The organism is [Mycobacterium] manitobense, from assembly GCF_025821665.1.
Classification (GTDB): domain Bacteria; phylum Actinomycetota; class Actinomycetes; order Mycobacteriales; family Mycobacteriaceae; genus Mycobacterium; species Mycobacterium arseniciresistens.
This window is the reverse complement of record NZ_JACKSJ010000250.1, coordinates 23,722-49,350: the sequence shown is the minus strand read 5'-3', so window position 1 is coordinate 49,350 and position 25,629 is coordinate 23,722. Positions and strand designations below refer to the sequence as shown.

At 64.8% G+C, this 25,629-nt stretch carries 26 protein-coding genes and 1 pseudogene; 10 read left to right on the top strand and 17 right to left on the bottom strand.

Annotated features, from left to right (window positions below; all coding sequences use genetic code 11):
* Positions 1-4: 4 nt before the first annotated feature.
* From H7I41_RS27740 to H7I41_RS27710, 8 genes and pseudogenes are all read right to left on the bottom strand, one after another.
* Positions 5-526 (bottom strand): nucleotide exchange factor GrpE, encoded by a 522-nt coding sequence (locus H7I41_RS27740; protein ID WP_264015861.1) that lies wholly within the window; start codon positions 524-526, stop codon positions 5-7.
* A 6-nt stretch (positions 527-532) separates the two neighbouring features.
* Positions 533-2,434 carry a molecular chaperone DnaK gene (dnaK, locus tag H7I41_RS27735; RefSeq protein ID WP_264015860.1) on the bottom strand — a complete coding sequence of 634 codons (1,902 nt, stop codon included), beginning with the start codon at positions 2,432-2,434 and terminating at the stop codon, positions 533-535.
* Between the two features lie 2 nt (positions 2,435-2,436).
* Positions 2,437-2,940, bottom strand: a complete 504-nt coding sequence (locus tag H7I41_RS27730; RefSeq protein ID WP_264015859.1) for a YflT domain-containing protein — start codon at positions 2,938-2,940, stop codon at positions 2,437-2,439.
* Positions 2,941-3,250: 310 nt separating this feature from the next.
* Positions 3,251-4,093: an aldo/keto reductase gene (locus H7I41_RS27725; protein WP_264015858.1), complete on the bottom strand. Its 843-nt coding sequence runs from the start codon at positions 4,091-4,093 to the stop codon at positions 3,251-3,253.
* A gap of 172 nt (positions 4,094-4,265) precedes the next feature.
* Positions 4,266-4,970: a ZIP family metal transporter gene (locus H7I41_RS27720; RefSeq protein ID WP_264015857.1), complete on the bottom strand. Its 705-nt coding sequence runs from the start codon at positions 4,968-4,970 to the stop codon at positions 4,266-4,268.
* Between the two features lie 292 nt (positions 4,971-5,262).
* A pseudogene (locus tag H7I41_RS30440) lies at positions 5,263-5,373 on the bottom strand (MMPL family transporter); the annotation flags it as partial.
* A 192-nt stretch (positions 5,374-5,565) separates the two neighbouring features.
* Positions 5,566-6,327 carry an enoyl-CoA hydratase/isomerase family protein gene (locus H7I41_RS27715; protein WP_264015856.1) on the bottom strand — a complete coding sequence of 254 codons (762 nt, stop codon included), beginning with the start codon at positions 6,325-6,327 and terminating at the stop codon, positions 5,566-5,568.
* A gap of 4 nt (positions 6,328-6,331) precedes the next feature.
* Entirely contained in the window at positions 6,332-6,466 is a 135-nt protein-coding gene (locus tag H7I41_RS27710) for a hypothetical protein (protein ID WP_264015855.1), read from the bottom strand.
* Between the two features lie 293 nt (positions 6,467-6,759).
* On the opposite strand from H7I41_RS27710, the gene H7I41_RS27705 reads away from it, so the two are divergent.
* Positions 6,760-7,170, top strand: a complete 411-nt coding sequence (locus H7I41_RS27705) for a Zn-ribbon domain-containing OB-fold protein (RefSeq protein WP_264015854.1) — start codon at positions 6,760-6,762, stop codon at positions 7,168-7,170.
* Entirely contained in the window at positions 7,167-8,351 is a 1,185-nt protein-coding gene (locus H7I41_RS27700; protein ID WP_264015853.1) for a thiolase family protein, read from the top strand. The genes H7I41_RS27705 and H7I41_RS27700 overlap by 4 nt, the downstream gene beginning before the upstream one ends.
* Here H7I41_RS27700 and H7I41_RS27695 read toward each other — a convergent pair.
* The 5 genes from H7I41_RS27695 to H7I41_RS27675 all read right to left on the bottom strand — a co-directional run bounded on the left by H7I41_RS27695 (position 8,319) and on the right by H7I41_RS27675 (position 11,854).
* The gene (locus H7I41_RS27695; protein WP_264015852.1) at positions 8,319-9,017 is read right to left on the bottom strand and encodes a TetR/AcrR family transcriptional regulator; all 699 of its coding nucleotides are present in this window, start codon (positions 9,015-9,017) and stop codon (positions 8,319-8,321) included. The genes H7I41_RS27700 and H7I41_RS27695 overlap by 33 nt on opposite strands.
* A gap of 75 nt (positions 9,018-9,092) precedes the next feature.
* The gene (locus H7I41_RS27690; RefSeq protein ID WP_264015851.1) at positions 9,093-9,665 is read right to left on the bottom strand and encodes a hypothetical protein; all 573 of its coding nucleotides are present in this window, start codon (positions 9,663-9,665) and stop codon (positions 9,093-9,095) included.
* A gap of 16 nt (positions 9,666-9,681) precedes the next feature.
* The gene (locus H7I41_RS27685; RefSeq protein ID WP_264015850.1) at positions 9,682-10,830 is read right to left on the bottom strand and encodes a zinc-dependent alcohol dehydrogenase; all 1,149 of its coding nucleotides are present in this window, start codon (positions 10,828-10,830) and stop codon (positions 9,682-9,684) included.
* An 84-nt stretch (positions 10,831-10,914) separates the two neighbouring features.
* On the bottom strand, positions 10,915-11,211 hold the full coding sequence (locus tag H7I41_RS27680) for a putative quinol monooxygenase (RefSeq protein WP_264015849.1): 297 nt from the start codon (positions 11,209-11,211) through the stop codon (positions 10,915-10,917).
* Between the two features lie 76 nt (positions 11,212-11,287).
* Positions 11,288-11,854, bottom strand: a complete 567-nt coding sequence (locus H7I41_RS27675) for a type 1 glutamine amidotransferase domain-containing protein (RefSeq protein WP_264015848.1) — start codon at positions 11,852-11,854, stop codon at positions 11,288-11,290.
* Positions 11,855-12,195: 341 nt separating this feature from the next.
* On the opposite strand from H7I41_RS27675, the gene H7I41_RS27670 reads away from it, so the two are divergent.
* The 4 genes from H7I41_RS27670 to H7I41_RS27655 all read left to right on the top strand — a co-directional run bounded on the left by H7I41_RS27670 (position 12,196) and on the right by H7I41_RS27655 (position 16,642).
* Positions 12,196-13,335, top strand: a complete 1,140-nt coding sequence (locus H7I41_RS27670; protein WP_264015847.1) for a glutathione-independent formaldehyde dehydrogenase — start codon at positions 12,196-12,198, stop codon at positions 13,333-13,335.
* 52 nt (positions 13,336-13,387) lie between these two features.
* Positions 13,388-13,801, top strand: a complete 414-nt coding sequence (locus H7I41_RS27665) for a GlcG/HbpS family heme-binding protein (protein ID WP_264015846.1) — start codon at positions 13,388-13,390, stop codon at positions 13,799-13,801.
* A 74-nt stretch (positions 13,802-13,875) separates the two neighbouring features.
* On the top strand, positions 13,876-14,307 hold the full coding sequence (locus H7I41_RS27660) for a PPOX class F420-dependent oxidoreductase (RefSeq protein WP_264015845.1): 432 nt from the start codon (positions 13,876-13,878) through the stop codon (positions 14,305-14,307).
* A 961-nt stretch (positions 14,308-15,268) separates the two neighbouring features.
* Positions 15,269-16,642 (top strand): PucR family transcriptional regulator, encoded by a 1,374-nt coding sequence (locus H7I41_RS27655; RefSeq protein ID WP_264015844.1) that lies wholly within the window; start codon positions 15,269-15,271, stop codon positions 16,640-16,642.
* Here H7I41_RS27655 and H7I41_RS27650 read toward each other — a convergent pair.
* Together H7I41_RS27650 and H7I41_RS27645 are read right to left on the bottom strand one after the other, a co-directional pair.
* Positions 16,639-17,055 (bottom strand): Hsp20/alpha crystallin family protein, encoded by a 417-nt coding sequence (locus tag H7I41_RS27650; RefSeq protein ID WP_264015843.1) that lies wholly within the window; start codon positions 17,053-17,055, stop codon positions 16,639-16,641. The genes H7I41_RS27655 and H7I41_RS27650 overlap by 4 nt on opposite strands.
* A gap of 125 nt (positions 17,056-17,180) precedes the next feature.
* A complete protein-coding gene (locus H7I41_RS27645) occupies positions 17,181-17,633 on the bottom strand; it encodes a DUF1931 family protein (protein WP_264015841.1) in 453 nt (150 codons plus the stop codon).
* A gap of 403 nt (positions 17,634-18,036) precedes the next feature.
* Between H7I41_RS27645 and H7I41_RS27640 the strand changes: the two genes are divergently transcribed.
* The 3 genes from H7I41_RS27640 to H7I41_RS27630 all read left to right on the top strand — a co-directional run bounded on the left by H7I41_RS27640 (position 18,037) and on the right by H7I41_RS27630 (position 21,434).
* Entirely contained in the window at positions 18,037-18,432 is a 396-nt protein-coding gene (locus H7I41_RS27640; protein ID WP_264015910.1) for a PPOX class F420-dependent oxidoreductase, read from the top strand.
* Between the two features lie 13 nt (positions 18,433-18,445).
* Positions 18,446-19,645, top strand: coding sequence for a low temperature requirement protein A (locus H7I41_RS27635; protein ID WP_264015840.1), 1,200 nt, complete (start codon positions 18,446-18,448; stop codon positions 19,643-19,645).
* Between the two features lie 106 nt (positions 19,646-19,751).
* The gene (locus H7I41_RS27630; protein WP_264015839.1) at positions 19,752-21,434 is read left to right on the top strand and encodes a PucR family transcriptional regulator; all 1,683 of its coding nucleotides are present in this window, start codon (positions 19,752-19,754) and stop codon (positions 21,432-21,434) included.
* A gap of 24 nt (positions 21,435-21,458) precedes the next feature.
* On the opposite strand, the gene H7I41_RS27625 is transcribed toward H7I41_RS27630, so the two are convergent.
* Positions 21,459-21,857, bottom strand: a complete 399-nt coding sequence (locus H7I41_RS27625; RefSeq protein ID WP_264015838.1) for a DUF6319 family protein — start codon at positions 21,855-21,857, stop codon at positions 21,459-21,461.
* 339 nt (positions 21,858-22,196) lie between these two features.
* Between H7I41_RS27625 and H7I41_RS27620 the strand changes: the two genes are divergently transcribed.
* The gene (locus tag H7I41_RS27620; RefSeq protein ID WP_264015837.1) at positions 22,197-24,134 is read left to right on the top strand and encodes a potassium transporter Kup; all 1,938 of its coding nucleotides are present in this window, start codon (positions 22,197-22,199) and stop codon (positions 24,132-24,134) included.
* 22 nt (positions 24,135-24,156) lie between these two features.
* Here the strand turns inward: H7I41_RS27620 and H7I41_RS27615 are convergent, their stop codons facing one another.
* Positions 24,157-25,530 carry an HNH endonuclease signature motif containing protein gene (locus H7I41_RS27615; RefSeq protein WP_264015836.1) on the bottom strand — a complete coding sequence of 458 codons (1,374 nt, stop codon included), beginning with the start codon at positions 25,528-25,530 and terminating at the stop codon, positions 24,157-24,159.
* Positions 25,531-25,629 lie beyond the last annotated feature (99 nt).

The following is a 25,629-nucleotide window of genomic DNA, read 5'->3' as shown; positions in this document are numbered from 1 at the left end:
GATCTCACTCCTCCCGTCGGCTCACCACTACGGCCGCCGGCCGTAGTTGGCTCGAACCTTGTCCGTAACCCGGGCGGACCACCTCGACGACTGTCCCGGGTGTGCTGTCGGCGTGCTCGACGACGCCGACCACCTCGTGACGCTGCGGGTCGAATGGCACCCCCGACTCCGCGTCGCGCGGATAACCGAGGTGCTCCAGCACCTGCAGCGCTTCGCCGAGAATGCTTCGCACGCCCTCGACAACCGCGTCGGACTTGTCACCCGCGTGGGCAACCGCCCGCTCCAGGTTGTCGACGACGGGCAACCAGGTCGCCGCGACCCTGGATCGCTCCGCCGACCGCTCGCGGTCCAGTTCGCGGGCATATCGCTTCCGCAGGTTGTCCAGATCCGCGACCGACCGTCGCCAACGATCTTCGAGCTTGGCGAGCTCCGCATCCGAATCGGTCTGGGAAGCAACCTGTTCCGGCGGACCTCCGCTGGCCACGTCACGGTCCTCGTCGGTCGAATGTTCCGTCGGACTGACCATGGCGGGTCAGCCCCGATCGAACTCGGCGTCGACCACGTCGTCGTCGCCGACCGGTGCACCGTGGCCGTTGCTCGACGGGCCTGGCTGTCCGTTGCCGTTGCCGTTGCCGTTGGCGGCCGGGGCGGGCTGCAGCCCGTAGAGCGCCTGCTGCAGCTCGGATGTCAGCGATTGCACCCGCTCCAGCGGTGCCTCATCCTTGACGGCTTGCCGAGCGTCGGCGACCAGCATCTCGGCGCGGGCTCGATCATGTGGCGCCGCGGAGTCACCGAGCTCGGCGAGGCGGCGCTCGACTTGGTAAGCCGCCGAATCGAGCTCATTGCGCGCATCGACCTGCCTGCGCATCTCTTCGTCCTCGCGGCGGTGCGCCTCGGCCTCGGCGAGCATCCGCTCGACCTCGCTCTGATCGAGGTTCGACTGTTCGCTGATGGTGATGCTCTGCTCGGCGTCGGTGTCCTTGTCCCGCGCGGTGACATTCAGGATTCCGTTGGCGTCGATGTCGAAGGTGACCTCGACCTGTGGCTCACCGCGCGGGGCCGGTCGGATGTTCTCCAGTTTGAACCTGCCGAGTACACGGTTGTCCCGCGCCATCTCGCGTTCCCCCTGCAGCACGACGATGTCCACCGCCGGTTGGTTGTCTGCTGCGGTGCTGAACACCTCGCTGCGGCGGGCCGGGATGGTGGTGTTGCGTTCGATGATCTTGGTCATCACGCCGCCGGCCGTCTCCACTCCCAGGGAGAGTGGGGTGACGTCGAGCAGCAGGACGTCAGAGACCTCACCCTTGAGCACGCCCGCCTGGATCGCGGCACCCATGGCGACGACCTCGTCAGGGTTGACGGTCATGTTCGGGTCCTTGCCGCCGGTGAGCCGGCGGACCAGGGCCTGGACGGCCGGGATGCGGGTCGATCCACCGACCAGGATGACCTCGTCGATGTCGTTGGCCGTCACCTTGGCGTCCTGCATCGCCTGCTTGACCGGACCCATGCAGCGCTCGACCAGATCATGGGTGAGCTCCTCGAACTTCGACCGATTGATGGTCATGGTGAGGTGCTTGGGGCCGTTGGCGTCGGCGGTGACGAACGGCAGATTGACCTGGGTCTGCGTCACCGACGACAGTTCGACCTTGGCCTTCTCGGACGCCTCGAACAGCCGCTGCAGTGCCTGCGAATCCTGACGCAGATCGATGTTGTTCTCGCGCTGGAACTCGTCGGCCAGATAGTCCACGAGCCGGCGGTCGAAGTCGTCGCCACCCAGATGCGAATCACCTGCGGTGGAGCGAACCTCGACCACCCCGTCGCCGACGTCGAGAAGGCTGACATCGAAGGTGCCGCCGCCGAGGTCGAAGACCAGCACGGTTTCGTGTCCCTTCTTGTCGAGCCCGTAGGCCAGCGCCGCGGCCGTGGGCTCGTTGATGATGCGCAGCACCTCCAGCCCGGCGATCCGGCCGGCATCCTTGGTGGCATTGCGTTGCGCGTCGTTGAAATACGCCGGAACGGTGATCACCGCTTCCTTGACCCGTTCACCGAGGAACTTGCCTGCGTCGTCGACGAGTTTGCGCAGCACTTGGGCGCTGATCTCTTCGGGCGAGTACTGCTTGCCGCGAACGTCGAAGCGGGCGGCGCCACCCTCGCCGTCGACGACGTCGAAGCTGACCCCTTTGGCCTCCTCCGATATCTCGTCGAAGCGGCGCCCGATGAACCTCTTCGCCGAGTAGATGGTGCCCTTCGGGTTCATGATCGACTGCCGTCTGGCCAGTTGCCCGACCAGACGCTCGCCGTTCTCGGTGAAGGCCACCACCGAGGGTGTGGTTCGTGCGCCCTCGGTGTTGGGAATCACCACTGGTTCCCCGCCCTGCCAGGCGGCGATCACCGAGTTCGTCGTCCCAAGATCGATACCTACCGCTGTTGCCATCGTCATTCCTTTCGATTGCCGCCGGCGAGGAGTTGCAGCGCGCGATCGGCAACCTCCACGTCCGCGACGACGTCGTAATACTTGGGCCGCAGCCCACTGATGGAGCGAAAATCGCGCTGGCCACGCTGCAGCGCATGGACGAGGAGTCCGAACAAGGCGCCCAAGATCGCGCCGAAGGCCAGGCCGTAGCCGGCCAGCACCAACGCCGAAACCAGTGGGTCGATCCAGTTGAAGAGCCCGAAGATCCAGCCGGTCAGCGCGCCGACGACGGCCCCCGAGCCGGCACCGCGCAGCGCCGCGCCGCCGTAGTTCAATCGGCCCAGAACCTGTTCCACGTACTCCAGATCGCGGCCGACGATCGCCACCCGGTGCACCTCGAATTGGTGATCGGACAGGTAGTCGACCGCATGTTCGGCATCGGCGTAGTTGTCGAACGTGGCGATCACCTGGCGGGCCGGCTCATTGCGCCGCATCGCCGAAGTCGCCACGGCCGAAGGCTCAGCCATCACTGCACCTACGCGCGTTGCGCGCGCCGGCCGTCGCTTGGTCGGCCGGCCGGTCGAATTCCCGAAACGCATCGAATCGCATCAAAGCCATGGCTTCTCCTAGGTCCCGAGGGTGGCGGTACCGGAGGCTCGACGAGCAATTCACGGTGGTCCGTACCGCCCGCTGATGGCCTCCGAACAATTAGTCTGACAGTCGATTTCGATGACCGCGTGCTCCCAATGGGCCGGAAATCTCGACCGGAATTGGTCCTGACAGCACGAGAGGATGCATTCCGACGGCATAGCGAGGTCCACAGCTCAAGGCCGCCGTTCACAGAACTTCGAGCGGATGCGGCCGCGTAGGCGGCGGGAACGCTCGGTCGAGGTCGTCGAGGTCGGTGCGACTCAGCTCGATGTCGCGGGCGGCGGCGTTCTGCCGAACGTGGGGAGGTGTTCCGGCACGTGGGATGGCATTGACGCCGTCGTGGTGAAGCACCCAGGCCAGCGCGATCTGTGCTGGAGTTGCATTGTACTGCTCTGCAATTGGCTGCAGCGCCGGGTGGTCGAGCAGTCGGCCCTGCTCGATCGGTGAGTAGGCCATGGCCGGGACGCCGTATTCGGCCAGCCACGGCAGCAGCGCGTACTCGGGGCCTCGGCGGGTCAGGTTGTAGAGGATCTGATTCGTCTGAACCTCGTCGCCGCCTGGGAGGCCTGCGAGTTCGACCATGTCGTCCATGTCGAAATTACTCACTCCCCAGTGCCGGATCATCCCCGCGCGTTCCAAGTCGGCGAAACCTTTGATCGTCTCCGCCAGCGGGATGGTGCCCCGCCAATGCAGAAGGTAGAGATCGATGTGGTCGGTGCCGAGTCTGCCCAGGCTTGCCTCGCACGCGCGGACGGTGCCTTCCCGGGTCGCGTGGTGGGGGAGCACCTTGTCGACGAGGAACACTTCGCTACGCCGTCCGGCAATCGCCTCTCCGACCAAGACTTCCGCCGCGCCGTTGCCGTACATCTCGGCGGTATCGATCAGCGTCATCCCCAAGTCGATACCGAGCCGGATCGAGGCGACCTCGTCGTCCCGCCGCCCAGCGCTCTCGGCGAAATGCCAGGTTCCCTGTCCTATGGCCGCGATCTCCTCACCGGAGCGCAGCGCTACAGATCGAGCTTGTTTCATTCTCGGCCGCCTTTCGAACGCCCCAGTCGAGTGGTGAGGTCGAAGCTCCACTGGATCGCCAATTCTGCGGGTGCCATCGCCCACCGCACTTCGGCCCGGTAGAGCACAACTGCGGGTCGCATATGGGCCTGGAGAGGCATAGTGCCGCTCGGCCTGCGACGCGCCACGGGGCCTACTGGGCCAGCGACATCCCGGCCGCCAGCGCGAAGCCGAGCACCGCGGCCAAACCGGCCTGTTCGTGCGCTTTCTCGGTCGCTTCCGGAATCATCGATCCGACGAGCATGACCAGCAGCGCACCCGCGGCGAATCCGTCGATTCCGCCCCGCAGCGCCGCTCCGGCGGTCTCCTGGAACTGGTATCCGCCGACGGTGGCGACCGCGCACAGTGCCGCGACTGCCGCCCAACCGAGCACGATGCGCCCGACGCGACGACCAGCCCTGCGCAGGTCGCTGGCAGACCCGATCGACTCGGGGAGATTCGACACGAAAATGGCGAGCAGCAGAGTCGGGCTCACTGAGGCGCCATCGGCGATGCCGATACCGAGCACGGCCTGCTCGGGGATGCCGTCGAGCAGCGCGCCGAGCAGCAGAGGTACCCCCGCCGCACGGGTGGTGTCGCCGCCGAGGCGGTCGACGACCTTGTCGGCGACGGAGAACGTCACTGCACCGGCCGCCAGACCGAGCCCCATTGGCACCGCGCCGCCGACACGGAATCCCTCCTCCGCCAGTTCGAACGAGATACTCGCGATGAGGGCACCGGCGCCGAAGCCGAGCACCAGCCCGATGAGGCGCTGATTCCAGGTGCAGGCCACACCGGCGAGTGCGCCGACGATCAACGAGGAAGAGGCGACCAGCCCCCACAGCAGTGCGGTCAGCATCGGTGGTGCGCTCCACCTGGCTCGCGAACTGACGCGGGGATTGGGCGGAATCGGCCCAGGGGCGTGCGCGGCCCGTTCCAGGCGTGGACCATGGTGAGCGCGACGCTGGACATCGAGTGCACGACTCTACGCAGGCTCATGAATTGCCACGGGTTTGTCTTTTCTCGATGGATTGCGACGCAGATACCCGGCAACGAACTTCACAAACTCTGTCGCGCGCGTCCGCTTGCAAGCGTAACGACCGGCACGCACTGTTCGATGTGCTCGACCTTCTCCAGCACTCCGGGGCGACCTACCCGCGGTGCGTCGGCCACCAGCTCGCCTCCCCCAGCAGGGTCGCGATGGCAGGCACGGTCAGAGTACGCACGATGAACGTGTGGACCAGCAGACCAGTCCCGATCACCGCGCATTGCTACGCGGCTTCGTCATCCCCGGCATTCTCAATCCGACCCACGGACACTGACACCCGAAGGCGCGAGGCCGTTCGGTGGGGTGCGCTCCACCCGGAGTCAGCAGCGCGGGGCCGATGTGCCGGCGCGCACGACGTTGCCAATGTGGTTCACGGTCACCAATGTCGGCATTGCCGCAAGTTCTCTCACGCCGACGGCGCGTCGTATGGCGCCCCGGCTGAACGGCTCTCCGCGCTGCGAGCCGTCCACTGAAGTGCCTGCATCTCGTCGAGCTCACGCCGAACCGCTTGTCGCGCCTCACCGAAAAGGCCGGACATCAGGAGACGTTTGGTGGCGGCTACCGACCGCGGATCATTGGCGGCGACCACGGCCGATGCGCGTGCAGCCTCCTCGAGGAGGTCGGCATCTGGCACGCTGCGCCAGGCCAGGCCGGTGCGGACGGCGTCAGCGGCATCAATCCACTCGCTGGAAAGCAACGCCCACATCGCATCGGTCCAGCGCGCCCTTGCGGGTAGCAGTGCCGAGCTGCCCGCCTCGGGCACGATGCCCAGCGCGGTGAATGGAAACCGAAGTCTGGCGGTTTCGGCCAAGATAACGACGTCGCAGTAGAGCAGCATCGAACAGCCGAATCCGACGGCCAGGCCGTTGACCGCAGCGAACAACGGCTTCGGAAAACCACCCAGAGTCTCCAGCAGGTGTCCGAATTCTTCACCGGCGAGTCGTCGCTCGGTGTCGGGCAACGCCGCGTCGAGCAGCGATCGGTCGGCACCGGCCGAGAACGCGCGTCCGCGTCCGGTCAGCACGACCACACAAACCGTGTCGTCGGTGGCGAGCCGGTCCAGCGCTTCTCGCAAGCCGCGGTATCCGGCGACTGTGAAAGCGTTGAGCGATTGCGGTCGGTTCAGCTCCAACCACGTCGTGGAGCTTTCTCGTCGCTCGAGATGCACGGAGCTACGCTCGTGCTTCGTGCAGGGTCGTCAGCATGCCCGACGTCAACGCCGACGAATACAGCTCCGGCTCGTGCAGGACCTTGTCCACCAGGTCCCACGTGCTGACCAGCACGCCGATGCCATCGACTCGCATCACCGGGGAAGACTCGCGCAGCATCCGGTATGCGGGCGGAGGGTGCCGGGTCAACCTCGGCGCCGCCAACAGGTTCAGGCCTGACGTCTCGTACTCCTTAGTCACAGAACTCCCTTTGCAGTCCCGCATGCTGATGTAGTCCTGATGCAGGCCGAGTGGTGATCCTGGATGCGGATTCTTCACGATGCAATGCGGCGCACCCGTCGGTGTTCGGCAGTCAAACCATTTTACAAATATGATTTGTATAGTCTGTGGCAGTCCATGAACGCAAGGGTGTAGCGAAGGATGGAGACACCTTGCCCGACAAACCGCATCGTGTCTTGCCTGCAACAGAAGGTCCGAGCGCATTCTTCTGGACCTCGGGCGCGGACGGCCGCCTACGCTTCCTGTGCTGTTCGGCGTGCTCGTATTTCGTCCATCCGCCGACGTCGTACTGCCCCAATTGTGGGGGTCGCGATGTCGCTCCACGCGTCGTTGGAGGTCGTGGAACGGTCTACTCGTACACGGTCAACCATCAGCCGTGGGACGGTACCGCCGATAGTTACATCATCGGCGTGGTGGAGATGGACGAGCAGGTTGGCCTTCGGCTGATGACCAGCATCGTTGACGTCGCACCAGATGCCATGCGTATGGGAATGCGGGTCGAGGTCGTCTTCGAGGACCACACGCCGATCCACCTCCCGGTGTTCCGGCCGGTCACGTCGTGACCGACGCCGAGCGCCGAGCCGTCATCTCCGGTATAGGCCAATCGCAGGTGGGGCGGCGGCTCGGTCGTGACGCGCTCGATCTGACAATCGACGCCGCGCTTGCCGCCATCGCCGATGCGCGACTGACGGTTGCCGAAATCGACGGTTTGGCAACCTATCCGGGAGGAGTCACCGGTTTTGCCGGGTTCTCTGGCCCCAGCTCGCCGGAAGTGCACGACGCGTTGCGCTTGTCGCTGCGCTGGCACAGCGGCGGCGCCGAGGGTCCGGGACAGCTGCAGGCGGTGATCAACGCGGTGATGGCTGTATCGATGGGACTGGCCCGCCATGTCCTGGTGTACCGCACCGTCACCGAGTCAACCGCACAGGGCAACGGGCGGCGTTCTGGCATCGGCGTGGGTAGCGGCCAAGTCGACGGGCCACAGCAGTGGTTGATCCCGTTCCGCGCTTACTCCGCGGCGAACTGGCTAGCGCTTTACGCCCGGCGACACTTTCATGAATTCGGGACAACACAAGAGCAGATGGCACAGATCGCGCTGAATGCCCGTCGGAATGCTGCGCTCAACCCGGCGGCGGTGTTCCGCGCGCCGTTGACCCTCGACGATTATCTGAGCTCGAGGATGGTGTCGTCACCGTTTCGCTTGTACGACTGCGATGTTCCTGTCGACGGCTCCACCGCCCTGGTGGTGTCTGCGGTCGAACACGCAGCGGACGTGGACCATCTGGTTGCGCAGGTCGACGCCGTCGGGACCGCCCTCGGCGGCCGCCCGTCCTGGGAGCAGTGGCCAGACTTGACGACGATGCCGGCGCGCACCTCCGCCGCGCACATGTGGTCACGAAGCGAATTGCGGCCCGGCGATGTCGACGTCGCGGAGTTGTACGACGGATTCAGCTGGTTGACGATGTCGTGGTTGGAGGCTCTCGGCTTCTGTGGGCACGGCGAAAGCGGGCCCTTCATCGAGGGCGGCACCCGTATCGCGCTTGACGGCGAACTGCCGCTGAACACCAACGGGGGTCAGCTGTCGGGTGGACGGCTGCACGGATACGGCTATCTCCACGAGGCGGTCTTGCAGCTGCGGGGAGAATCAGGCGCACGACAGGTCCCCGGTAGGCCGGAGGTTGCCGTGGTGTCCAACGGCGGCGGCCCGATTTCAGGATGCATGCTCCTTACGAGGCTGGCGTGAGCGCTGACTCGATCGGGCGACGCGTGCTGGGTCGCCGGAGATGGCCAGCGCCGGCCACGCGAACCGTAACACGTGCGCTCGCGCCCTTTTTCGGTTGCCAGGGTAACCGCGTGGTGATGTGGCGGTGCTGCTGACCAGAGCGAACAGGCTGACGGCGTCCGCCGCCGGCTTGGGCGAATGCAGGACGCCTGCCCGGTGCCCGGCGCGGAGCACGTCGACCAGCGGCTGGGTGAGGATCGAGCGCATCTCCTCCATGACCTCGCTGTTCATTCTCAAGGAACTGAGGATCTCGGGACTGGTGAAAAGTGCTGTGCGCGCAGCCTTTCTGGGTTCATAGAAGTGGTCCAACAGCCCATCCAGCCAGGCCAGTAGACCCGCGACGGGCCCAGCTGCGGCTCCGATCGTCTGCTGCATCGCGCGTTGCGCCGATTCGCCGTCCCGACGGATTACGGCGGCTAGCAGCGCGTCCTTGGAGTGGAAGTGCCGGTAAAAGCTGGTCGTCGAGAGCTGTGCCTCGGCCAGGACGTCGCCAACAGACATCTGCCCGTAGCCGTTGCGGGCGATCACCTGCACAGCGGCGTCCATGATCTTGCGGCGCTCGGTATCGTCGTCGAGGTGTCTCGGCCGCCCGACCTTGTCGGGCTCCCGCCCGGTCGGCCTGTTCACGGCGCCCTCCTGTGGCCTCAGTTCTGTGGGCCGAAGGATAGCAAGTTGCAGATGATGAATCTGACCGACTCCTCGCTACTTCTTGCGTTTGAACAGTCTTCTCACGAGATAGATGGACAGAAGCCACGGGCCGGCGACGATGATCGGATCCACCCACATGTGCTTTACGTCGACCCGATTCCGGCCAATCCTCGACCGGATTCCGTTGTGGGTGAACTCGGTCTTGATGCCCGTCTCGGTGATCGGGTTGTCCGGACGCAAGCTCAGCAGCGAGCGGAGGTGGTGCTCGCCGGCGTCGACGCGGTCCGCGTAGAGCAAAATCATCCAGTGCGCGGCGCGACCCTCGCTGAACTTGTACGCGAATCTGCGCAGGACGCCCGACAGCCCAGCGGGAGGCTGCGCGGTTCCGAACACCGGGGTCAGGAAGCGATGCTCGATGGACCGCTCACGCGGCCACTTCTCGGGCTGGCGTTCGGGAAAGTCCCAATGAGCACCCGTATCGAGGAATTTCAGCTTGGGAACTGACGGTCGATCCTTTTTGTCCAGATCAGCGCCCCAACCCGGAATACGGGCCCGTAATTCGTCGCTGTCGGGCACCGGGGGATGATCCGGCGAGTAGGCGGGCACGCGTTCTGATGCCTGAGTCATATCGGTTCTCCTGTGTTCAGTTCTGGTTGACGAGAACGACCGGCTTGATGATGTCGTCCAACTTGGAGGAGAAGATGTGATAACCCTCCGCGATGTGCTCAAGCGGGATGCGATGCGTGACAATCTCATTCGGCTTGATGTAGCCGTTCTGAATATGGGACCAGAGTCGCGGCCACTGCCGCTTCACCGGGCACTGGTTGGTATGGATGGTGAGGCCTTTGTTCATGGCATCGCCGAACTTCACCGCACTGAACAGCGGCCCGTACGCGCCTACCACCGAGACTGTCCCGCCCTTGCGGACTGAATCGATCGCCCAGTTGAGAGCGATCGGGGATCCGCCCTGCATCTTGAATTTCGACGTGGTCACGTGTTGCAGCAGATTGCCGTCCGCTTCTGCGCCGACAGCGTCGATCGCCACGTCGGCGCCGAGGAAATCGGTCGCCTTCTTCATCTCCAGCACGATGTCGTCGTATTCGCCGAAGTTGTAGGTTTCAGCGTTCGCGAAACTGCGGGCCTTTTCCAACCGGTACTGGAGGTGGTCGATGACGATGACTCGGCTGGCCCCCATCAACCAGGAGCTCTTCGCCGCGTAGAGGCCGACCGGCCCGGCCCCGAAGACGACAACGGTGTCTCCTTCGACGATGTCACCGAGCTGTGCGCCGAAGTAGCCCGTCGCCAACGCGTCGGTGCACAGCAACGCATCTTCGTCCTCCATCCACTCAGGGATCACCGAAGGACCGACATCGGCGAACGGCACCCGCACGAACTCGGCCTGGCCGCCGTCGTAGCCACCGCATGTATGCGAGTAGCCGTAGATTCCGCCCACGGCGGTGGCGTTCGGATTCACGTTGTGACAGTTGGAGTAGAGGCCCCTGGCGCAGAAGTAACAGGATCCGCAATAGATGTTGAACGGAACCATCACCCGGTCGCCCGGCTTGACGTTCTGCACAGACGAACCGACCTTCTCCACGACCCCGATGAACTCGTGTCCGAAGGTGTGACCGACCCGGGTATCCGGCATCAAGCCGTGATAAAGGTGCAAGTCGGATCCGCAGATCGCCGCCAACTTCACCCGCACGATCGCATCATTCGGATGCTCGATCGCCGGAATGTCCTTCTCTTCGATGCGGACCTTATAGGGACCGCGGTACGTCATGGCCTTCACGCTTCCTCCAATGAAATCGATTTTGGTTGCAGGTGGGTGTTGGGGCGCGCCTCGCCGCCGACAACGGTCACCACCGCTGCGGCGTCACAGCTTGTTGGCGAGGACGTCGAGGCTGCTGATGTCGGGTGGCGAGGCGAAGAGCTCGTCGGCCTTCTCCGCGAGGGCTTTTCCGACAGCGCCGCCCAGATGAGCCTCGCGTGCCGCGTCGTCGGGGAAGGCGTCGAAGATGCCGAACGTCGACGGGCCGAACCGAACTGCGAACCACGGTTTCGTGTCGGGTTCCTGCTCGACGAGCGGGAGCGCAGAGACCAGAAATTCCTCGACCGCGCTTTCCTTGCCGGGCTTGGCTTCGAGCCGTACGAGCAATGCCTTGGTAGCCATGGTGGCCTTTCTTCCTAGGTGGTTGATGACCGGAGGAGCAGAGGATCCGGCCGCAATGGCGAGACGGACGTCGACGTCACCGTCCCACTGCGCCCGCCGGGGACTGGGCGAATGCGTCGACGATCGCATCGCAGAATGCGGGCAGGTCGTCGGGTGACCGACTGGAGATCAGGTTCCCGTCGATGACGACTTCCTCGTCTACGACAGTGGCGCCGGCGTTGCGGAGGTCGGTGCGCACGCTGGGATAGGACGTGAGTGTCCGGCCGTCGACGACCCCAGCCTCGACCAGCGTCCACGGGCCGTGGCAGATCGTCGCCACCGGCTTTCCCGAGCTCACGAAGTCACGCACGAAAGAGACAGCTGTGTCATCGATGCGAAGCTTGTCGGGATTGACAGTTCCGCCGGGCAGCAACAACGCGTCGTAGTCGTCGACCGATGCGTCGGCGACCAGTCGGTCGACGGTGAACGTTCCCGCCGATTCGAGGTCGTTGTTGCGCGCCTGAATCTCACCCGAATTCAATGACAACAGTTCGGTTTCCCCGCCCGCGTCCTTCACCGCCTCGCGCGGGGTCTCCAACTCGACGCGTTCCACGCCGTCCGCAGCCAAGATCGCGACCCGCTTGCCCTGCAATGTATTCGCCATAGGAGACTCCATTTCCTTCGGGACGACTACCGCAGCCTCGTCCGTCGTTGCGCTGTTGGTGCTGGCGCCTGCTGTCCAAGGCTCGGCCGTCGCGCCGCCGATGTCCTGGTCCCGCTGGTGTGAACGTGAGGTCGAAAGTTCGTCCCGGTGTGCCGTGTCCGCCGCCTTCCATGGCCCACGGTCGCCGCCGGACTCGGGATGATCTGCGCGGCCTGTACTGACAGGGCGAACTCGGCCCCGAATATTCGGCTCACTGGCCCAGTCCCCGGGGCCGCCTCGGGCACGCACACTACAAGGAGGCAGGCACGGACAGAGCGACATCACACCAGGGAGGCTCGCGAATGAAAGCACTTGTGTACGACGGACCGCGTGACGTCGTCGTCAAAGACGTTCCGGATGCCAAGATCGAGCACCCGACCGACGTGCTGGTGAAGATCACCGCCACCAACATCTGCGGGTCGGACCTGCACATGTACGAGGGCCGCACCGACCTGGAGCCGGGAATGGTCCTCGGGCACGAGAATCTGGGCATCGTCGCCGAGGTCGGCAATGCAGTCGTCAAGGTATCTCCAGGGGACCGGGTGTGCCTGCCCTTCAACATCGGTTGCGGTTTCTGCCGCAACTGCGAAGAGGGTCTGACGGCGTATTGCCAGACCGTGCATCCCGACCCGAAGATGGCCGGCGCCGCGTACGGGTTCGCCGGGATGGGACCGTTCTGGGGCGGGCAAGCCGAGTATCTGCGGGTGCCCTTCGGTGACTTCAACTGTCTGCGCCTACCCGAGGACGCGCAGGAGAAGGAAACCGACTACGTGATGCTCTCCGACATCTTTCCGACAGGATGGCACTGCACCCGCCTGGCCGACATGCAGCCCGGTGACTCCGTGGTCGTGTACGGAGCCGGCCCGGTGGGTTTGATGGCCGCGTACTCGGCGATGATTCAGGGTGCCAGCAAGGTGATGATCGTCGACCGTCACCCCGACCGTCTGCGCCTCGCCGAACAGATCGGCGTCATCCCGATCGACGATTCCCAGGGTGATCCGGTGGAGCAGGTGCTGGAGCTGACCGGGGGACAGGGCGCCGACAAGGGCTGCGAATGCGTCGGCTACCAAGCTCATGACCCTCAGGGACACGAAGATTCGGCCATGACCATGAACCGGCTGGTCGATTCGGTGCGGTTCACCGGGCACATCGGAGTGGTGGGCATCTTCTTACCGCAGGACCCCAATGCGCCCGACAAGCTGGAGCAGGAGGGCAAGATCGCCTTCGACATGGGCAAGTTCTGGTTCAAGGGTCAAAAGATCGGCACCGGGCAGGCCAACGTCAAGCACTACAACCGCCAGCTTCGCGACCTCATCCACGAGGGCAGGGCCAAGCCGTCATGGATCGTCTCCCACGAACTGCCGCTCGACGACGCTCCTACGGGCTATCAGCACTTCGACGCTCGCGACGACGGATGGACCAAGGTCATCCTCCACCCGTGAGACGACCCGAACCGAAAGGAGCTCAAACAATGGCAACCGGAGAGAGTGCATCATGACCGTGAGTAAGAGTTCGGTGTCCCTCGACGACGCGCAGCGGGTGATCGCCGCCGGCACGTCCAAGGCCGCCGAGATCGAGTCGCCGTCGAACATCGCGGTGGTCGATGCCGGCGGCAACCTCGTGGCCCACGTGCGAATGGACGGCGCCTGGATCGGCAGCATCGACATCTCGATCAACAAGGCCTTCACCGCGCGAGCGCTGGACACCTCGACCGAGGACCTCGCGTCCAACGCGTCGCCGGGCGAACAGTTCTACGGAATCCACGCCTCCAACGGCGGACGCATCATGATCTTCGCCGGTGGTGTGCCCCTGTGGCACAACGACCAGATCATCGGGGCGGTCGGCGTCAGTGGCGGCACCGGGGAGCAGGACAAAGCCATTGCCAAGGCGGCCGCAACAGCGATGTAGCCGTGACCCGCTGCCACGCGCGGCGGTGCCGATACCGAACTCCCGACTTCAACCCGGAGATAGTCATGCCACCCATGTCGGATACCGAGTACCGCGATTTCGTCACCGCCGGAACCCGTACGGCGAAGTGGGCCAACAGTCGTCGCGACGGTCGCCCACACGTCGTGCCGGTGTGGTTCGTTCTGGAAGGCGACGATCTGCTGATCACCACCGGGTCCACATCGGTCAAGGGCCGAGCGGTGCTCCACGATCCACGGGTCGCGCTGTGCATCGACGACGACCGCCCGCCGTACGCGTTCGTCCTGATCGAGGGTCGCGCCAGCGTCAGCACCGACCCGGATGCGGTGCTGCGCGCCGCCACTCTCAACGCCCGCCGATATGTCGGGGCGGAGCGGGCGCAGGAGTACGGCCGACTCAATGGCGGGGAGGGGATGCTGCTGGTGCGGATCACCCCCGAGAAGGTGGTCTCGGAGAACAACATCACCGGTGAACAGGACAGTCGTTGATCATGACCACCGGTCGAAGATGACGGTCTACGACGTTAAGGCCGCCGGGGGATCGGCCGGCCGCGAGGGGTGGTCGTGAGATCCGCAGCGACGACGCGGGCTAATCAGCGCACGCCGGGTAACTTCCGGACCGGAAATCCGCTTCGGAACGCGGCCATCGGGTAGCCCTTTCCTAGAAGGGGGTGGGCTCCAGAGAACCCGAGCCCAGGGCTCCAAAATGAACGCTCAGTCGCACAACCCGTCACAGGGCACCCGCGAGGCCGAGCAGGCACTGTCAGCTGGACTGACTGCGCTGACGCGCGTGAGTTTAAGTGACTCCGATGCCGGCGAGATCTTTCGCGTCGCCACGGCCGCCGTCGGCGGACTCGGGTCCTGCCAGGTCGAAGCCAGCTACCGATCGGTCAACGGCGAATTCATTCAGTTTCCACAATCTCAGCCAGCACACCGCGACTTCGAAAGGCACCGCCGGTACAACTGGGATGGCCAAGTCGAGGCGAAAGACGGCCGGTGGCAATGGGCCTTTCCGCTGCGACACCGACGCGCCATCAACGGGTGTTTCGTGGTCAGTGCCACCAGACCTCCGTCGAAAGACGCAACCCAGTTGCTGACCATTTGTGTCGAGCGCGCAACCCACACTATCCAGTGGCGGCAATGCCAATATCCGCAAAGATCGCGACACCCTGTCGCGCGTGCTCGGCCCTGTCGTCGTGGACGGGGTCATCCACTGGACACCGTGTGGACGTTCGTCCGAGGCCAGTGCGCACGACTTACTTGGTTCACCCCTCGACCAAGAGCATGCGTCCCCCGGGTTATTGCCCCACGGGGTGGTGCGGATGGTGATACAGGAGCACACTGGGTAGGCAGCTCTCGATTCCGACAGCGATCCGTGTCCCCAGTTGCTCCAACTCCGGGTTAGACCCACGCCACCGACTTCTCCAACAGGTCGGCGGAGGAATCTCTGATGACTCTCCTGGATCCAACCGCGGAGGTTGCTTTAGCTGCCGCCGGAGCGACTCCTGCTGAACTGGCCCAGCAGACCGGCGCTGCCCTGGCCCATGCCGCAACTCATGCCCGGGTCTCCGGCGACGCGGCACAGCTGACAAAAACAGTCGCCGATTTGGAAGTAGCAAACCGTGAACTCGCCGCAACGGTGGGGCGGCTACAGCGGCAGACGAAGGTGCACGAAGCATTGAGCACGGCAGTAGGCGCGGGGACGGGCGAGCAGGGAATCGCGGACGCACTGAACGACCTGACAGGGCATTCGGTGGCTATTGAGGATCGGTTCGGCAACCTGCATTGCTGGGCCGGACCCGGCCTACCGGACCCCTACCCCAAGCAACGGGCGGACCAGCGCGAGCTCCTACTGCACGAGCTGGCCGCGCAGAATGGTCGAGCTCGAATCGGACGGCGAGTACTCACACTCGTCCAGCCCCGGACCGAGATCCTCGGTGTCCTCGCCTTGAACGACCCGGACGACACGGTGACCGAGGACAACTTGTTCGCCCTGCATTACGGCGCAACCGTGCTAGCACTGGAACTTTCCCACCAGCGAACCGTCGCTCAGATCGAACTCAACTTGCGCCGCGATCTTGTCGACGACCTCTTGGCAGGCACCGAGCGGGAAGGGGCCTACGCGCGTGCCGACGCCCTGAACCACGACCTGCGGCGCCCTCACTACGTGGTGGTTGCGCAAAGTACCGGTCGGACCGAGAACACGCTGACAACCGCCGCCGGGCGTGCCGCAACCGCATTGAATCTGACCTACCTGCAAGGGCGCCACGCGGGTCTGGTCGTGCTGCTCATCGACGGGCGCCCGGACCCCCCGGCGCTGCACCGCACGATCAGTGACATCCTTGGCAAGACCACCAGCGTCGTCGGTATCGGCTCTCGATGTCTGGTGCCCGAGGACTTTCCGCAGTCCTTTGTGGAAGCCCGTCGCGCTATGAGCATCCGGCTGCGCTCGGCCAATCCTGAAGGTGCAGCGGCATTCGACGAGCTCGGCTTCTATCGTTTGATCGCCGGCGCCCATGATGGCGCGACGGTCGAAACTTTCGTGCGCGAATGGCTGGGCGCACTGCTGGACTACGACAAGAGGAAGAACTCCGAGCTGGTCCTAACGCTCAGCGATTACCTGGAATGCGGTGGAAACTACGACGACGCCGCAGCCGCCCTTCACATTCATCGCAGCACGCTCCGCTACCGGCTAGCGCGCATTGCCGAACTCACTGGCCACGACCTCCGCAAGGTCGATACCCGGTTCAACCTCCATGCCGCGACGCGGGCGTGGCGGTTCCTCAGTGAGGCCGATCGTGAGCCAGGCGCCACGGACACCTAGCTTGAGTCCTCTCCCGACTCACTCACCGGAATCTTGCGTGACTTCGTGCTTTCCGCTTTCGGCACATAAAGTTTCAGCACGCCATACGCCAACGACGCCTCGGCCTCGTCCTCCCGGAGTTGGCCTGGCAGCGTGGCACGAAACTCGAACTCACCGACCTTTCGCGTACGGCGGCGGAACAAGCCCTCGCGCTTGCGGTCCTTCACCTCGCCGGTCACCACCAACTCATTCCCATTCAGCGCGACATCGACGTCTTGGTGCCACACTCCTGGAAGCTCGACCTCGATGATGTAGGCGCTATCGGTCTCGATGATGTCGGCCTCGGGTAACCAGGCACCTTCACCCTTGCGTCCGCCGAACACCGACTGGGTAAGCCGATCCATCTCGGTGTAGAGATTCTCGAACTCGCGCAACGGCCGCCATCTCTCCGCCTGATCAGCGGAGCGCTGTAGTGGCAAAGTCATATCAATTACCCCTTACTTCTATTAGCGGTGGTCGTCCAAAGAATGCCTTCACTGTGGGGCCCGGCCGCCGGACATCAGAACACCAGTCGAAACATCGTGAACACCCGATTCCAATGTTCAGTCGATGGGTTGGACACCGCCGGGTCCACCACGCGAAACGATCGGGCCAGCGCAATGCCCAACGCCCCGAATAGCTCCGGCAGCAGCTCCTCGGTGTCCTCTGCGAACGTGACGTCGCCGGGTGGGCGACGCACCACCTGGCGCAGTAGCCCACGGATCTCCTCGGCCTCGTCGAGCTTGTCGAATTCGCGCATCCGCTCCTGGACGCCCTTCGTGATCGGAAGATCCTGCGGCACAATCACGTCACGCCCGTTCCACTTGGCGGAGTTGCGCCCTGCGATGGCAATGTCGTCAATCTGCTCGTCGACGAACTCCCGGAAGCGACGAACATCGTTTTTGTCGATCTTGATGTTGGCGACCGAGCGAAAGAACCGTTCGAACACCGGAATACCCGACGGATGGGTCACTCGCTTCCTCCGTTTCAACGTTCCAGAACGGCCCAAACAGGCCAACGCCCCAACTTTGGCCTGTCGTCGGCAACACCGAACCGGGCCGCCAGGCGCAATTTCGCCGAGCCGGTTCACCCCACCAGGTCGAGAGGCGCCAGAGCGCGCAAGTGGGACCATGCAGCGGACAACTGCTTGCGGCGCACCCAGCCGTTCCGGGCACCTGACTTGACGGCGTAACATCTCAGATTCCCGTCGATGACGACATCCTCGTTACGGCGCGGCCCTCGTGTTGCACTGACAGGCCTAATTTCGCCCCGAAGATTCGGCTCGCTGGCCCACTCCCTGCGGCACTTCGGGATCGCACACTAAAAGGGCGAAGTACCGACTAGATGGCCCACCGGCTCCGCTGTGACGCGTGCCGATGTGGCCGCCTGACTCACGATTTCACTGGAGGTTGTCATGCCACCGATGTCGGCCGCCGAGTATCGCGGTTTCGTCACCGCCGGAAACCAGGACGGCCAAGTGGGCCACCACTCGCCGGGACGGTCGCCCGCACGTCGTTCCGGTGTGGTTCATTCTCGAAGGCGACGATCTGTTGATCACCACCGCGTCCAAGTCCGTCAAGGGCCGGGCGGTGCTTCGCGATCCACGGGTCGCGTTGTGCATCGACGACGATCGCCCGCCATACGCCTTCGTCCTGATCGAGGGTCGCGTCACTATCAGCACCGACCCGGATGAGGTGCTGCGCGCCACCACTCCGAGAAGGTGTTGTCGGCGAACAACATCACTGGTGGACAAAAACAGCCCACGATCATGACCACCGGTCGACGATGACGGTTCACGACGGCGACGACGCCGGAGGATCTGCCGGCAGCGAGCCCCAATCCGACGAATCACAGGAATCGGATGAGCGGTCGGTGGGCTACCTGGAGTTGTTCTTCGACCTCACGTTCGTCTTCGCGATGTCGCAGGTCACCCATCTGATGCTCCATGACATCTCCTGGCAGGGCTTCGGCCGAGGTGTGCTCGCTCTACTCGCCCTCTGGTGGGCGTGGGTGTGCTACGCCTGGCTGACCAACTTGTTCGAAATCGCGCGGGTGATCCACACGACTATGGTCATCGTCGCGATGGCGGCGATGTTCATCGCGGTGATCGCGCTGCCGACCGCATTCACCACCGGTGCCCTCGTTTTCGCGCTTGCATTGTTCGCCGTCCGTCTTATCAACGCCGGCATGTTCATTGCGTCGGCGTCCCGGGGCGAGGCTGAATTGGCGTCGGCGATCCGCCGACTGGTGCCGGGCCTGCTTGTCGGCCCGGTCGTGATCGTTGCCGCTGCATTTGTGGACTCCCCCTACCGTGAGTTGCTGTGGGTCGCGGCGGCGGCGGCCGACTTCGGCAGTCCCCTCATCGCCGGAATCAACGGCTTTCGGGTCGTACCTGCGTATTTCATCGAGCGCCACGGTTTGGTCATCATCATCGCGCTGGGCGAGGCGATCATCTCACTGGGAGCGGGCGCGTCCGAAAGCGTGCACCACCCAGGCGTCCTCGGCGCTGTGGTTCTCGGGGTGCTGATCACGGGCACCCTGTGGTGGACCTACTTCGGCCTCACCACCGGCGCCGAGGAGCGTCTGCGGCAAACACCCGCTGTCGAACGGGCACAGTTGGCGCGCGACGCCTACAGCTACCTGCACCTGCCGCTCGTCGCCGGCGTTGTCTTTTTCGCCCTCGGGGCGCGGGTTTCGGTGGAACACATCGACGAGCCGTTGGCGCCGCTGGCCGCCCTCGCCCTCACCGGAGGGGTGGCATTGTTCTACGCCACCGAGGTCGCCTACCGCTGGCGTGACCACCACCAGCTTGTCGTCGATCGGCTGCTCGCTGCCGCCGCGTCTCTCATGGTGTATCCCGTGGCGACTTCTGTGCCGGCCGTCTTGTCGCTGACCATACTCACCGCGATCGGCGTCATGCGACTCGCGTGGGAGCTGTGGCGGCGCCCGCAGATCGGCACCGGTAAAGCGGGAAATGTGCGGTGAGCCGGAGTATTCCGCGGAAGGGAGGATCCGGTTTCAAAACGCCGACCTTGGGTATGCACATGGTGACCGCGCTGGGTCCGGGAGGAGCCTAGCCTAGGATTCCACGATGAGAGATGATGCGCTCAGCCCGTCACAGGGCACCCCAAAGTCCGAACAGGCTTTGTCCGCTGGACTTGCCGCGCTTTCTGATGTCACTTTCAGCGACTCGGATGCCGGCGAGATCTTCCTCGTCGCCTCGGCCGCCATTCGCGGCCTCGGGCCCTGCCAGTTCGAGGCCAGTTATCGGTCGGTCAACGGCGAATTCGTTCAGTTTCCCTCATCCGCGAAGGAACACCGTGACATCGAACGGCACCGCCGATCGAACGGGGATGGCCAGATCGAGGCGGAAAACGGCCGGTGGGGGTGGGCGTACCCAATGCGTCACCGACGCGCCATCAACGGATGCTTGGTGGTCAGCGCCACCAGTCCACCTTCGAAAGACGCGAGCCGGTTGCTGAGCATTCTCGCCCAGCAGGCCGGCGCCGCCCTGGCCCACGCTGCGGCGCATGACCGCTCCGCCAGTGATGCGGCGCACCTGACAAGAACAGTTGGCGATCTGAAGGTAGCGAACCGTGAACTCGCCACAACGGTCGAGCGTCTGCAACGGCAGTCGAGGGTGCACGAAGTATTGAGCACTACATTGTCCGGGGGGACGGGCGAGCAAGGAATCGCGGATGCCCTGAATGATCTGACCGGGCATTCAGTGGCTGTCGAAGATCGGTTCGGCAATCTGCTGTGCTGGGCCGGTCCCGGATTACCGCGTCCCTACCCCAAACAAGAGGCGGACCAGCGTCATCTCTTACTGCACGACCTCGCCGCACGGAACGGCCGAGCGCGAATCGGACGGCGGGTCCTCACACTCGTCCAGCCCCGGGCCGAGGTCCTCGGTGTTCTCGCGCTGAACGATCCGGACGACACCGTTACCGAGGACGACTTGTTCGCCCTGCACTACGGTGCGATCGTCTTAGCACTGGAGCTTTCGCACCAGCGAGCCGTCGCTGACATCGAACTCAACCTGCGCCGCGATCTTGTCGACGATTTGTTGGCGGGTACCGATCGGGACGGCGCGTACGCTCGTGCCGACGCCCTTGACCACGACCTGCGGTGCCCCCATTACGTAGTGGTGGTGCGAAGTACCGGTCCCACCGAGAATGCGCTGGCAACCGCCGCCGGGCGCGCCGCAACTGCGCTGAATCTGAGCTATCTGCAAGGGCGCAGTGCCGGCCTGGTGGTACTGCTCACCGACGGCCGCCCGGACCCACAAGCGCTCTATCGCACTATCAGCGAAGTTCTCGGCGAAACCACGAGCGTCATAGGCATCGGGTCTCGATGTCTGGTACCCGATGACTTTCCGCAGTCCTTCACGGAAGCCCGTCGGGCCATGAGCATCCGGCTGCGCTCGATGAGTCCACAAGGCGCAGCGGCGTTCGACGAGCTGGGATTCTATCGGCTTGTCGACGCCGCAGACGGCGGCGGCGAGGTCGAAGGGTTTGTGCGCGAATGGCTGGGCGTACTACTGGACTACGACGTCGGCAAGAACTCCGAACTGGTGATGACCCTGAGTGACTACCTGGAGTGCGGTGGCAATTACGACGAATCCGCGGCTGCCCTTCACATTCATCGCAGCACGCTGCGTTACCGATTGGCACGCATCGCCGAACTCACTGGGCACGACCTCCGCAACGTGGACACCCGGTTCAATCTGCACGCCGCGACGCGGGCGTGGCGCTTCTTGAACACTGATGGCTGAATACTCTGCCCGGAGCGCGACACCTCAGTCCAGGTCGGCGAGAACCTTTCGGGCAGCCTCGAGTTCGGCCTCGAGGGCGGCGACCCTGGCGGCCTGCTGGGCACGCGCCTCCTCGATGACCTCGTCGATCGGGGCGGAGAGATCGTCGTGCAGTTCCCTGGCGGCGCGAGAGACCGCGGCAGCCGCGACGGCGAGGCCACGCACCAGGTAGTTGCTGCCCCGCTTGAGTTCGGCGCTCCATTCGCCGTCCGCGGTACCGGTGACGGTGAGGGTGAGTTCGAGCGTCTTGGTCCTCTTGGTCGCCTTCTTGGCCGGCGCCTTCTCGGGCTTCCCGGCAGGAGTCTCAGTAGCGAGCGGGACCTCGGGAGTGTCCGAGGCGGCCGGCAACGCATCTCCTGCCAGAGTGTCTACGGTCAACGTCACGGCGAACTCCTTCTGATCATCGCCCGCAATGCGCAGGCTCGCGGTCCGGGACATTAGAACACACGTTCGACACCGCCGGTGAACCCAACACGCCGGTCCGACCGACGACCGCAACGGCAGCCCGAGGCGCCGTTCGCAGAACGTATTCGGTTGCGTCCGAACGACGAACGCCTCAACGGCACTTCGACGTCGCCGTCCTGTTGCGTAGCGCGACGGTGACGACTCGTCGAGGCCGGCTCGAAACCTTCCGGTTCATGGCCGGGGGAAGCCCGACGTTGCACATAATGTCGGGACGGGTCCAGCCGGCGACCGCTGCCGGGCCGCAGAGGGGGTTGCACGATGGCGCAGCGCTTGTCCGATGTGGCGGAGCAGGACCCGCCACACCGCCCGTCGGCGCGACCGGTCGTGGTGCTGACAGCACTCGGTGTGGTGTTCGGCGACATCGGGACCAGCCCGATCTACACCCTGCAGACGGTCTTCGACCCGACCGATCCGCATCCGGTCCCGCTCAACGACACCAATGTCTACGGCGTCGTCTCGACGATCTTCTGGTCGGTCATGCTCATCGTCACCCTCACCTACATCACGCTGGTCATGCGCGCCGACAACCACGGGGAGGGTGGGATCATGGCGCTGATCACGCTGCTCAGGAAATGGGGTCAACGGCAGGGCAAGCGCACCGCGCTGATGTTGGCGGCACTCGGGATCTTCGGCGCCTCATTGTTTTTCGGCGACAGCATGATCACCCCCGCGATCTCGGTGCTGTCGGCGGTGGAGGGCCTCAAGGTCGTCACACCGGACTTCGAGGACTTCGTGGTGCCGATCACGGCCGTGATCATCATCGGCCTGTTCGCGGTGCAGAGCCGCGGCACCGCCGCGATCGGCCGGTTCTTCGGTCCGGTGATGGTCGTGTGGTTCACGGTGATCGGCGCGTGCGGCGTCGGTGGCATCGTCACCCATCCGCAGATCTTGAAGGCGCTGTCGCCGACGTACGCCCTCGAATTCCTGGTGGGCCACTTCCACATCGCCTTCTTCTCGCTGGCGGCGATCGTCCTGGCCGTCACCGGCGCCGAAGCCCTGTACGCAGACATGGGGCACTTCGGCCGCCGCGCGATCACCGTCGGGTGGTTGGGCGCCGTGCTGCCGGCGTGCACATTGAGCTATCTCGGCCAGGGTGCACTGCTGCTGGGCGACCCCGAAGCGGTGCGTGCGCCGTTCTTCCTGCTGACGCCGTCGTGGGCCCTGATCCCCCTGGTGGTGCTCGCGACCATGGCCACCGTCATCGCCTCCCAGGCCGTGATCACCGGTGCGTTCTCGGTGGCGTCGCAGGCGATGCAACTCGGCTACCTGCCGCGGTTGCGTATCGCGCACACGTCCGCGTCGGTGATCGGTCAGGTCTATGTTCCGTTCATCAACACGCTGCTGCTCGTGGCGGTGCTGACCCTGGTGTTCGCCTTCCGGAGTTTGTCCGCGCTGGCGTACGCGTTCGGTATGGCGGTCACGGGCACGATCACCATCGTCACGACGCTGTTCCTCTATTACGCGCACTCGCGGTGGAAGGTGCCGCTGTGGCTGGTGCTCATCGGTGGGGGAGTGTTGCTCTCGGTGGACTTCCTCTTCCTCGCAGCGAACCTGACGAAGCTGCTGCACGGTTCGTGGCTGCCGCTGTTGATCGCCATCGCCGCGTTCACGGTGATGACCACCTGGCAGCGTGGACGTCGGCTGGTCACCGAGAAGCGAGCCGAGATCGAAGGGCCGTTGCGCGACTTCGTCGACGCGTGTGCCGATCGGCAACCGCCGCTGCCGCGCATCCCGGGCACCGCCGTCTTCCTGAACCGCGGTGACGACAGCGCTCCGCTGGCGTTGCGTGCGAACGTCGAGCACAACCACGTCCTGCACCAACATGTCGTGGTGCTGGCGCTCGAAACCCAACCGGTGCCCAGGGTCTCGGACAGCGACCGCATGGTGATCAACGACCTCGGGCACGCCGACGACGGAATCCTCCATGTGACGGCGAGGTACGGCTACATGGAACGACCCGACGTCCCCGCCGCGCTGCGACTACTGGATCCATCGCAGACGGAGGGGCGCATCGACGTCGATAAGGCGTCCTACTTCCTGTCGAAGCTCGACCTGTCGGCGGGCGACGAGCCCACGATGGCGCCATGGCGCAAGCGGCTGTTCATCGCGACATCCTTCATCACCGCCGATGCCGCCGGCTACTTCAGATTGCCGTGGGATCGCACGATTCTCGTCGGGTCACGGATGGAGGTATGACCCGAGCGGGCGGCGATCCCGGCTAGTCCGCCTCACCGTCATCGTCAGAATGGTCGGCGAGGTAGCGGCGGGGGTGGTGGTGGTTGTTGACCCTCGTCTGTCCGGTGTCGAGGGGTGGTGGGGGGATCCATTCGGTTCGGCCGTTGCGGCGGCGGGTGGCCCAGTCGGTGTTCTCGATGAGGTGATTGTCCGGTGCGCAGGCCAGCGCCATGTCCGTGGTGTCCGTCAAACCGCCGTCGCACCAGTCCTGTTGAGCGTGATGGACCTGGCAGTCGAATGCCGGGCGGGTACAGCCCGGTCGGGTGCAACCCTTGTCGCGGGCGAACAGCGCCAACCGCTGCGCCGTCGATGCACACCGCCGTGCCCGCCCGAAGTACAGGACTTCCTCGGTGTGGTCGTCGAACACCGCCAGATAATGCTGCGACTGCCCGGCCAGGCGGATCAGATCCCGGATCGGAAGCTTGCGGCCGCTGGCGGTGTCGGCATACCCCGTCCGGGACTCGAGATCCTTGACCGTGGTGGTGGCCACGATGGTGGCCGGCATCCCGTTGACCTGCCCCATGGATCCCGAGGCGACGACGTCACGTAACGCGATCTTCAGCGCGTCATGGTGGCGCTGCTCGCGGGTACGCGGGTCAGCGATCCCGAAGACCTCCCGCGGGATGGTCTCACCGGCACCCGGGTCCTCAGGCAGATTCTGACCCGGGGGGCCGTATTTGGTGATGATCACGTCCAACAGCGCAGCGGTCTCCGGGTCGAGGTCACCCTTGATCGGTGTCATGCCATTTGGCTGCTGCTTACCGATGACCAGGTTGCGGCGGTGCTGCTGCTCATCGTGATCGGGTTCGGCACCGTCGGGGTCGATCGCGTTGAGCAGGTACACCGCGGCCACCTCGAGATCCTGCGGCGGCATCCGTTGAGCCCAGCCCGCGAGGTCGCGTTCGGCGTCGGCCCGGGTGGTCGCGTCCACCCAACCGGGCAGCTTCTTGAGGCATCTACGGATCACCTCGACGTGTGCGGGATCGATCGCCCCCGCCCGCAACGCGGCGGCGGTGTGCACCCACACCGGGTCGAGACGTTCCCCCGTGAACGTCCACCGCGGCCCCAACGTCTCAGCCGCGGAGAGGCGTCGCGTCGCATCGGCAGTGTCCAGATGTAGCCGCTGGGCCAACACATCACGCAGGCTGGTGTTGCCGTACGCCTCGGGCCGGAACTGCCGGCTCAGGTGCGCGAGAACGGTGTGATCCACCGCGGCGTCCTGACGGTGCGCGTGCGCACGCCGCTCGTACACCGCGAGAAGGTCCGCGGCGGAGAGGTTGTCGAGGGGCAGGGCGGCGAACGCGGCACGCGCGGCATCCCACGCCTCCAACGCCGCCACCACCTTCTCCCTGTCCATACTTCGAACGCTAGTGCGAGGGTCTGACAGAAACGGCCCACCGTGTGACAGCAGAAACCATTGTGACGCAAGTTTTTTCGCTACCAGCCCGGCGAGCGA

Bases quoted from the DNA above. Each gene is read 5' to 3' on its own strand.
- H7I41_RS27740 (WP_264015861.1), bottom strand. From the start codon at position 526: ATGGTCAGTCCGACGGAACATTCGACCGACGAGGACCGTGACGTGGCC.
- dnaK (WP_264015860.1), bottom strand. From the start codon at position 2,434: ATGGCAACAGCGGTAGGTATCGATCTTGGGACGACGAACTCGGTGATC.
- H7I41_RS27730 (WP_264015859.1), bottom strand. From the start codon at position 2,940: ATGGCTGAGCCTTCGGCCGTGGCGACTTCGGCGATGCGGCGCAATGAG.
- H7I41_RS27725 (WP_264015858.1), bottom strand. From the start codon at position 4,093: ATGAAACAAGCTCGATCTGTAGCGCTGCGCTCCGGTGAGGAGATCGCG.
- H7I41_RS27720 (WP_264015857.1), bottom strand. From the start codon at position 4,970: ATGCTGACCGCACTGCTGTGGGGGCTGGTCGCCTCTTCCTCGTTGATC.
- H7I41_RS27690 (WP_264015851.1), bottom strand. From the start codon at position 9,665: ATGACTCAGGCATCAGAACGCGTGCCCGCCTACTCGCCGGATCATCCC.
- H7I41_RS27680 (WP_264015849.1), bottom strand. From the start codon at position 11,211: ATGGCTACCAAGGCATTGCTCGTACGGCTCGAAGCCAAGCCCGGCAAG.
- H7I41_RS27675 (WP_264015848.1), bottom strand. From the start codon at position 11,854: ATGGCGAATACATTGCAGGGCAAGCGGGTCGCGATCTTGGCTGCGGAC.
- H7I41_RS27670 (WP_264015847.1), top strand. From the start codon at position 12,196: ATGAAAGCACTTGTGTACGACGGACCGCGTGACGTCGTCGTCAAAGAC.
- H7I41_RS27665 (WP_264015846.1), top strand. From the start codon at position 13,388: ATGACCGTGAGTAAGAGTTCGGTGTCCCTCGACGACGCGCAGCGGGTG.
- H7I41_RS27660 (WP_264015845.1), top strand. From the start codon at position 13,876: ATGTCGGATACCGAGTACCGCGATTTCGTCACCGCCGGAACCCGTACG.
- H7I41_RS27655 (WP_264015844.1), top strand. From the start codon at position 15,269: ATGACTCTCCTGGATCCAACCGCGGAGGTTGCTTTAGCTGCCGCCGGA.
- H7I41_RS27640 (WP_264015910.1), top strand. From the start codon at position 18,037: ATGTGGCCGCCTGACTCACGATTTCACTGGAGGTTGTCATGCCACCGA.
- H7I41_RS27635 (WP_264015840.1), top strand. From the start codon at position 18,446: ATGACGGTTCACGACGGCGACGACGCCGGAGGATCTGCCGGCAGCGAG.
- H7I41_RS27630 (WP_264015839.1), top strand. From the start codon at position 19,752: ATGAGAGATGATGCGCTCAGCCCGTCACAGGGCACCCCAAAGTCCGAA.
- H7I41_RS27620 (WP_264015837.1), top strand. From the start codon at position 22,197: ATGGCGCAGCGCTTGTCCGATGTGGCGGAGCAGGACCCGCCACACCGC.
- H7I41_RS27615 (WP_264015836.1), bottom strand. From the start codon at position 25,530: ATGGACAGGGAGAAGGTGGTGGCGGCGTTGGAGGCGTGGGATGCCGCG.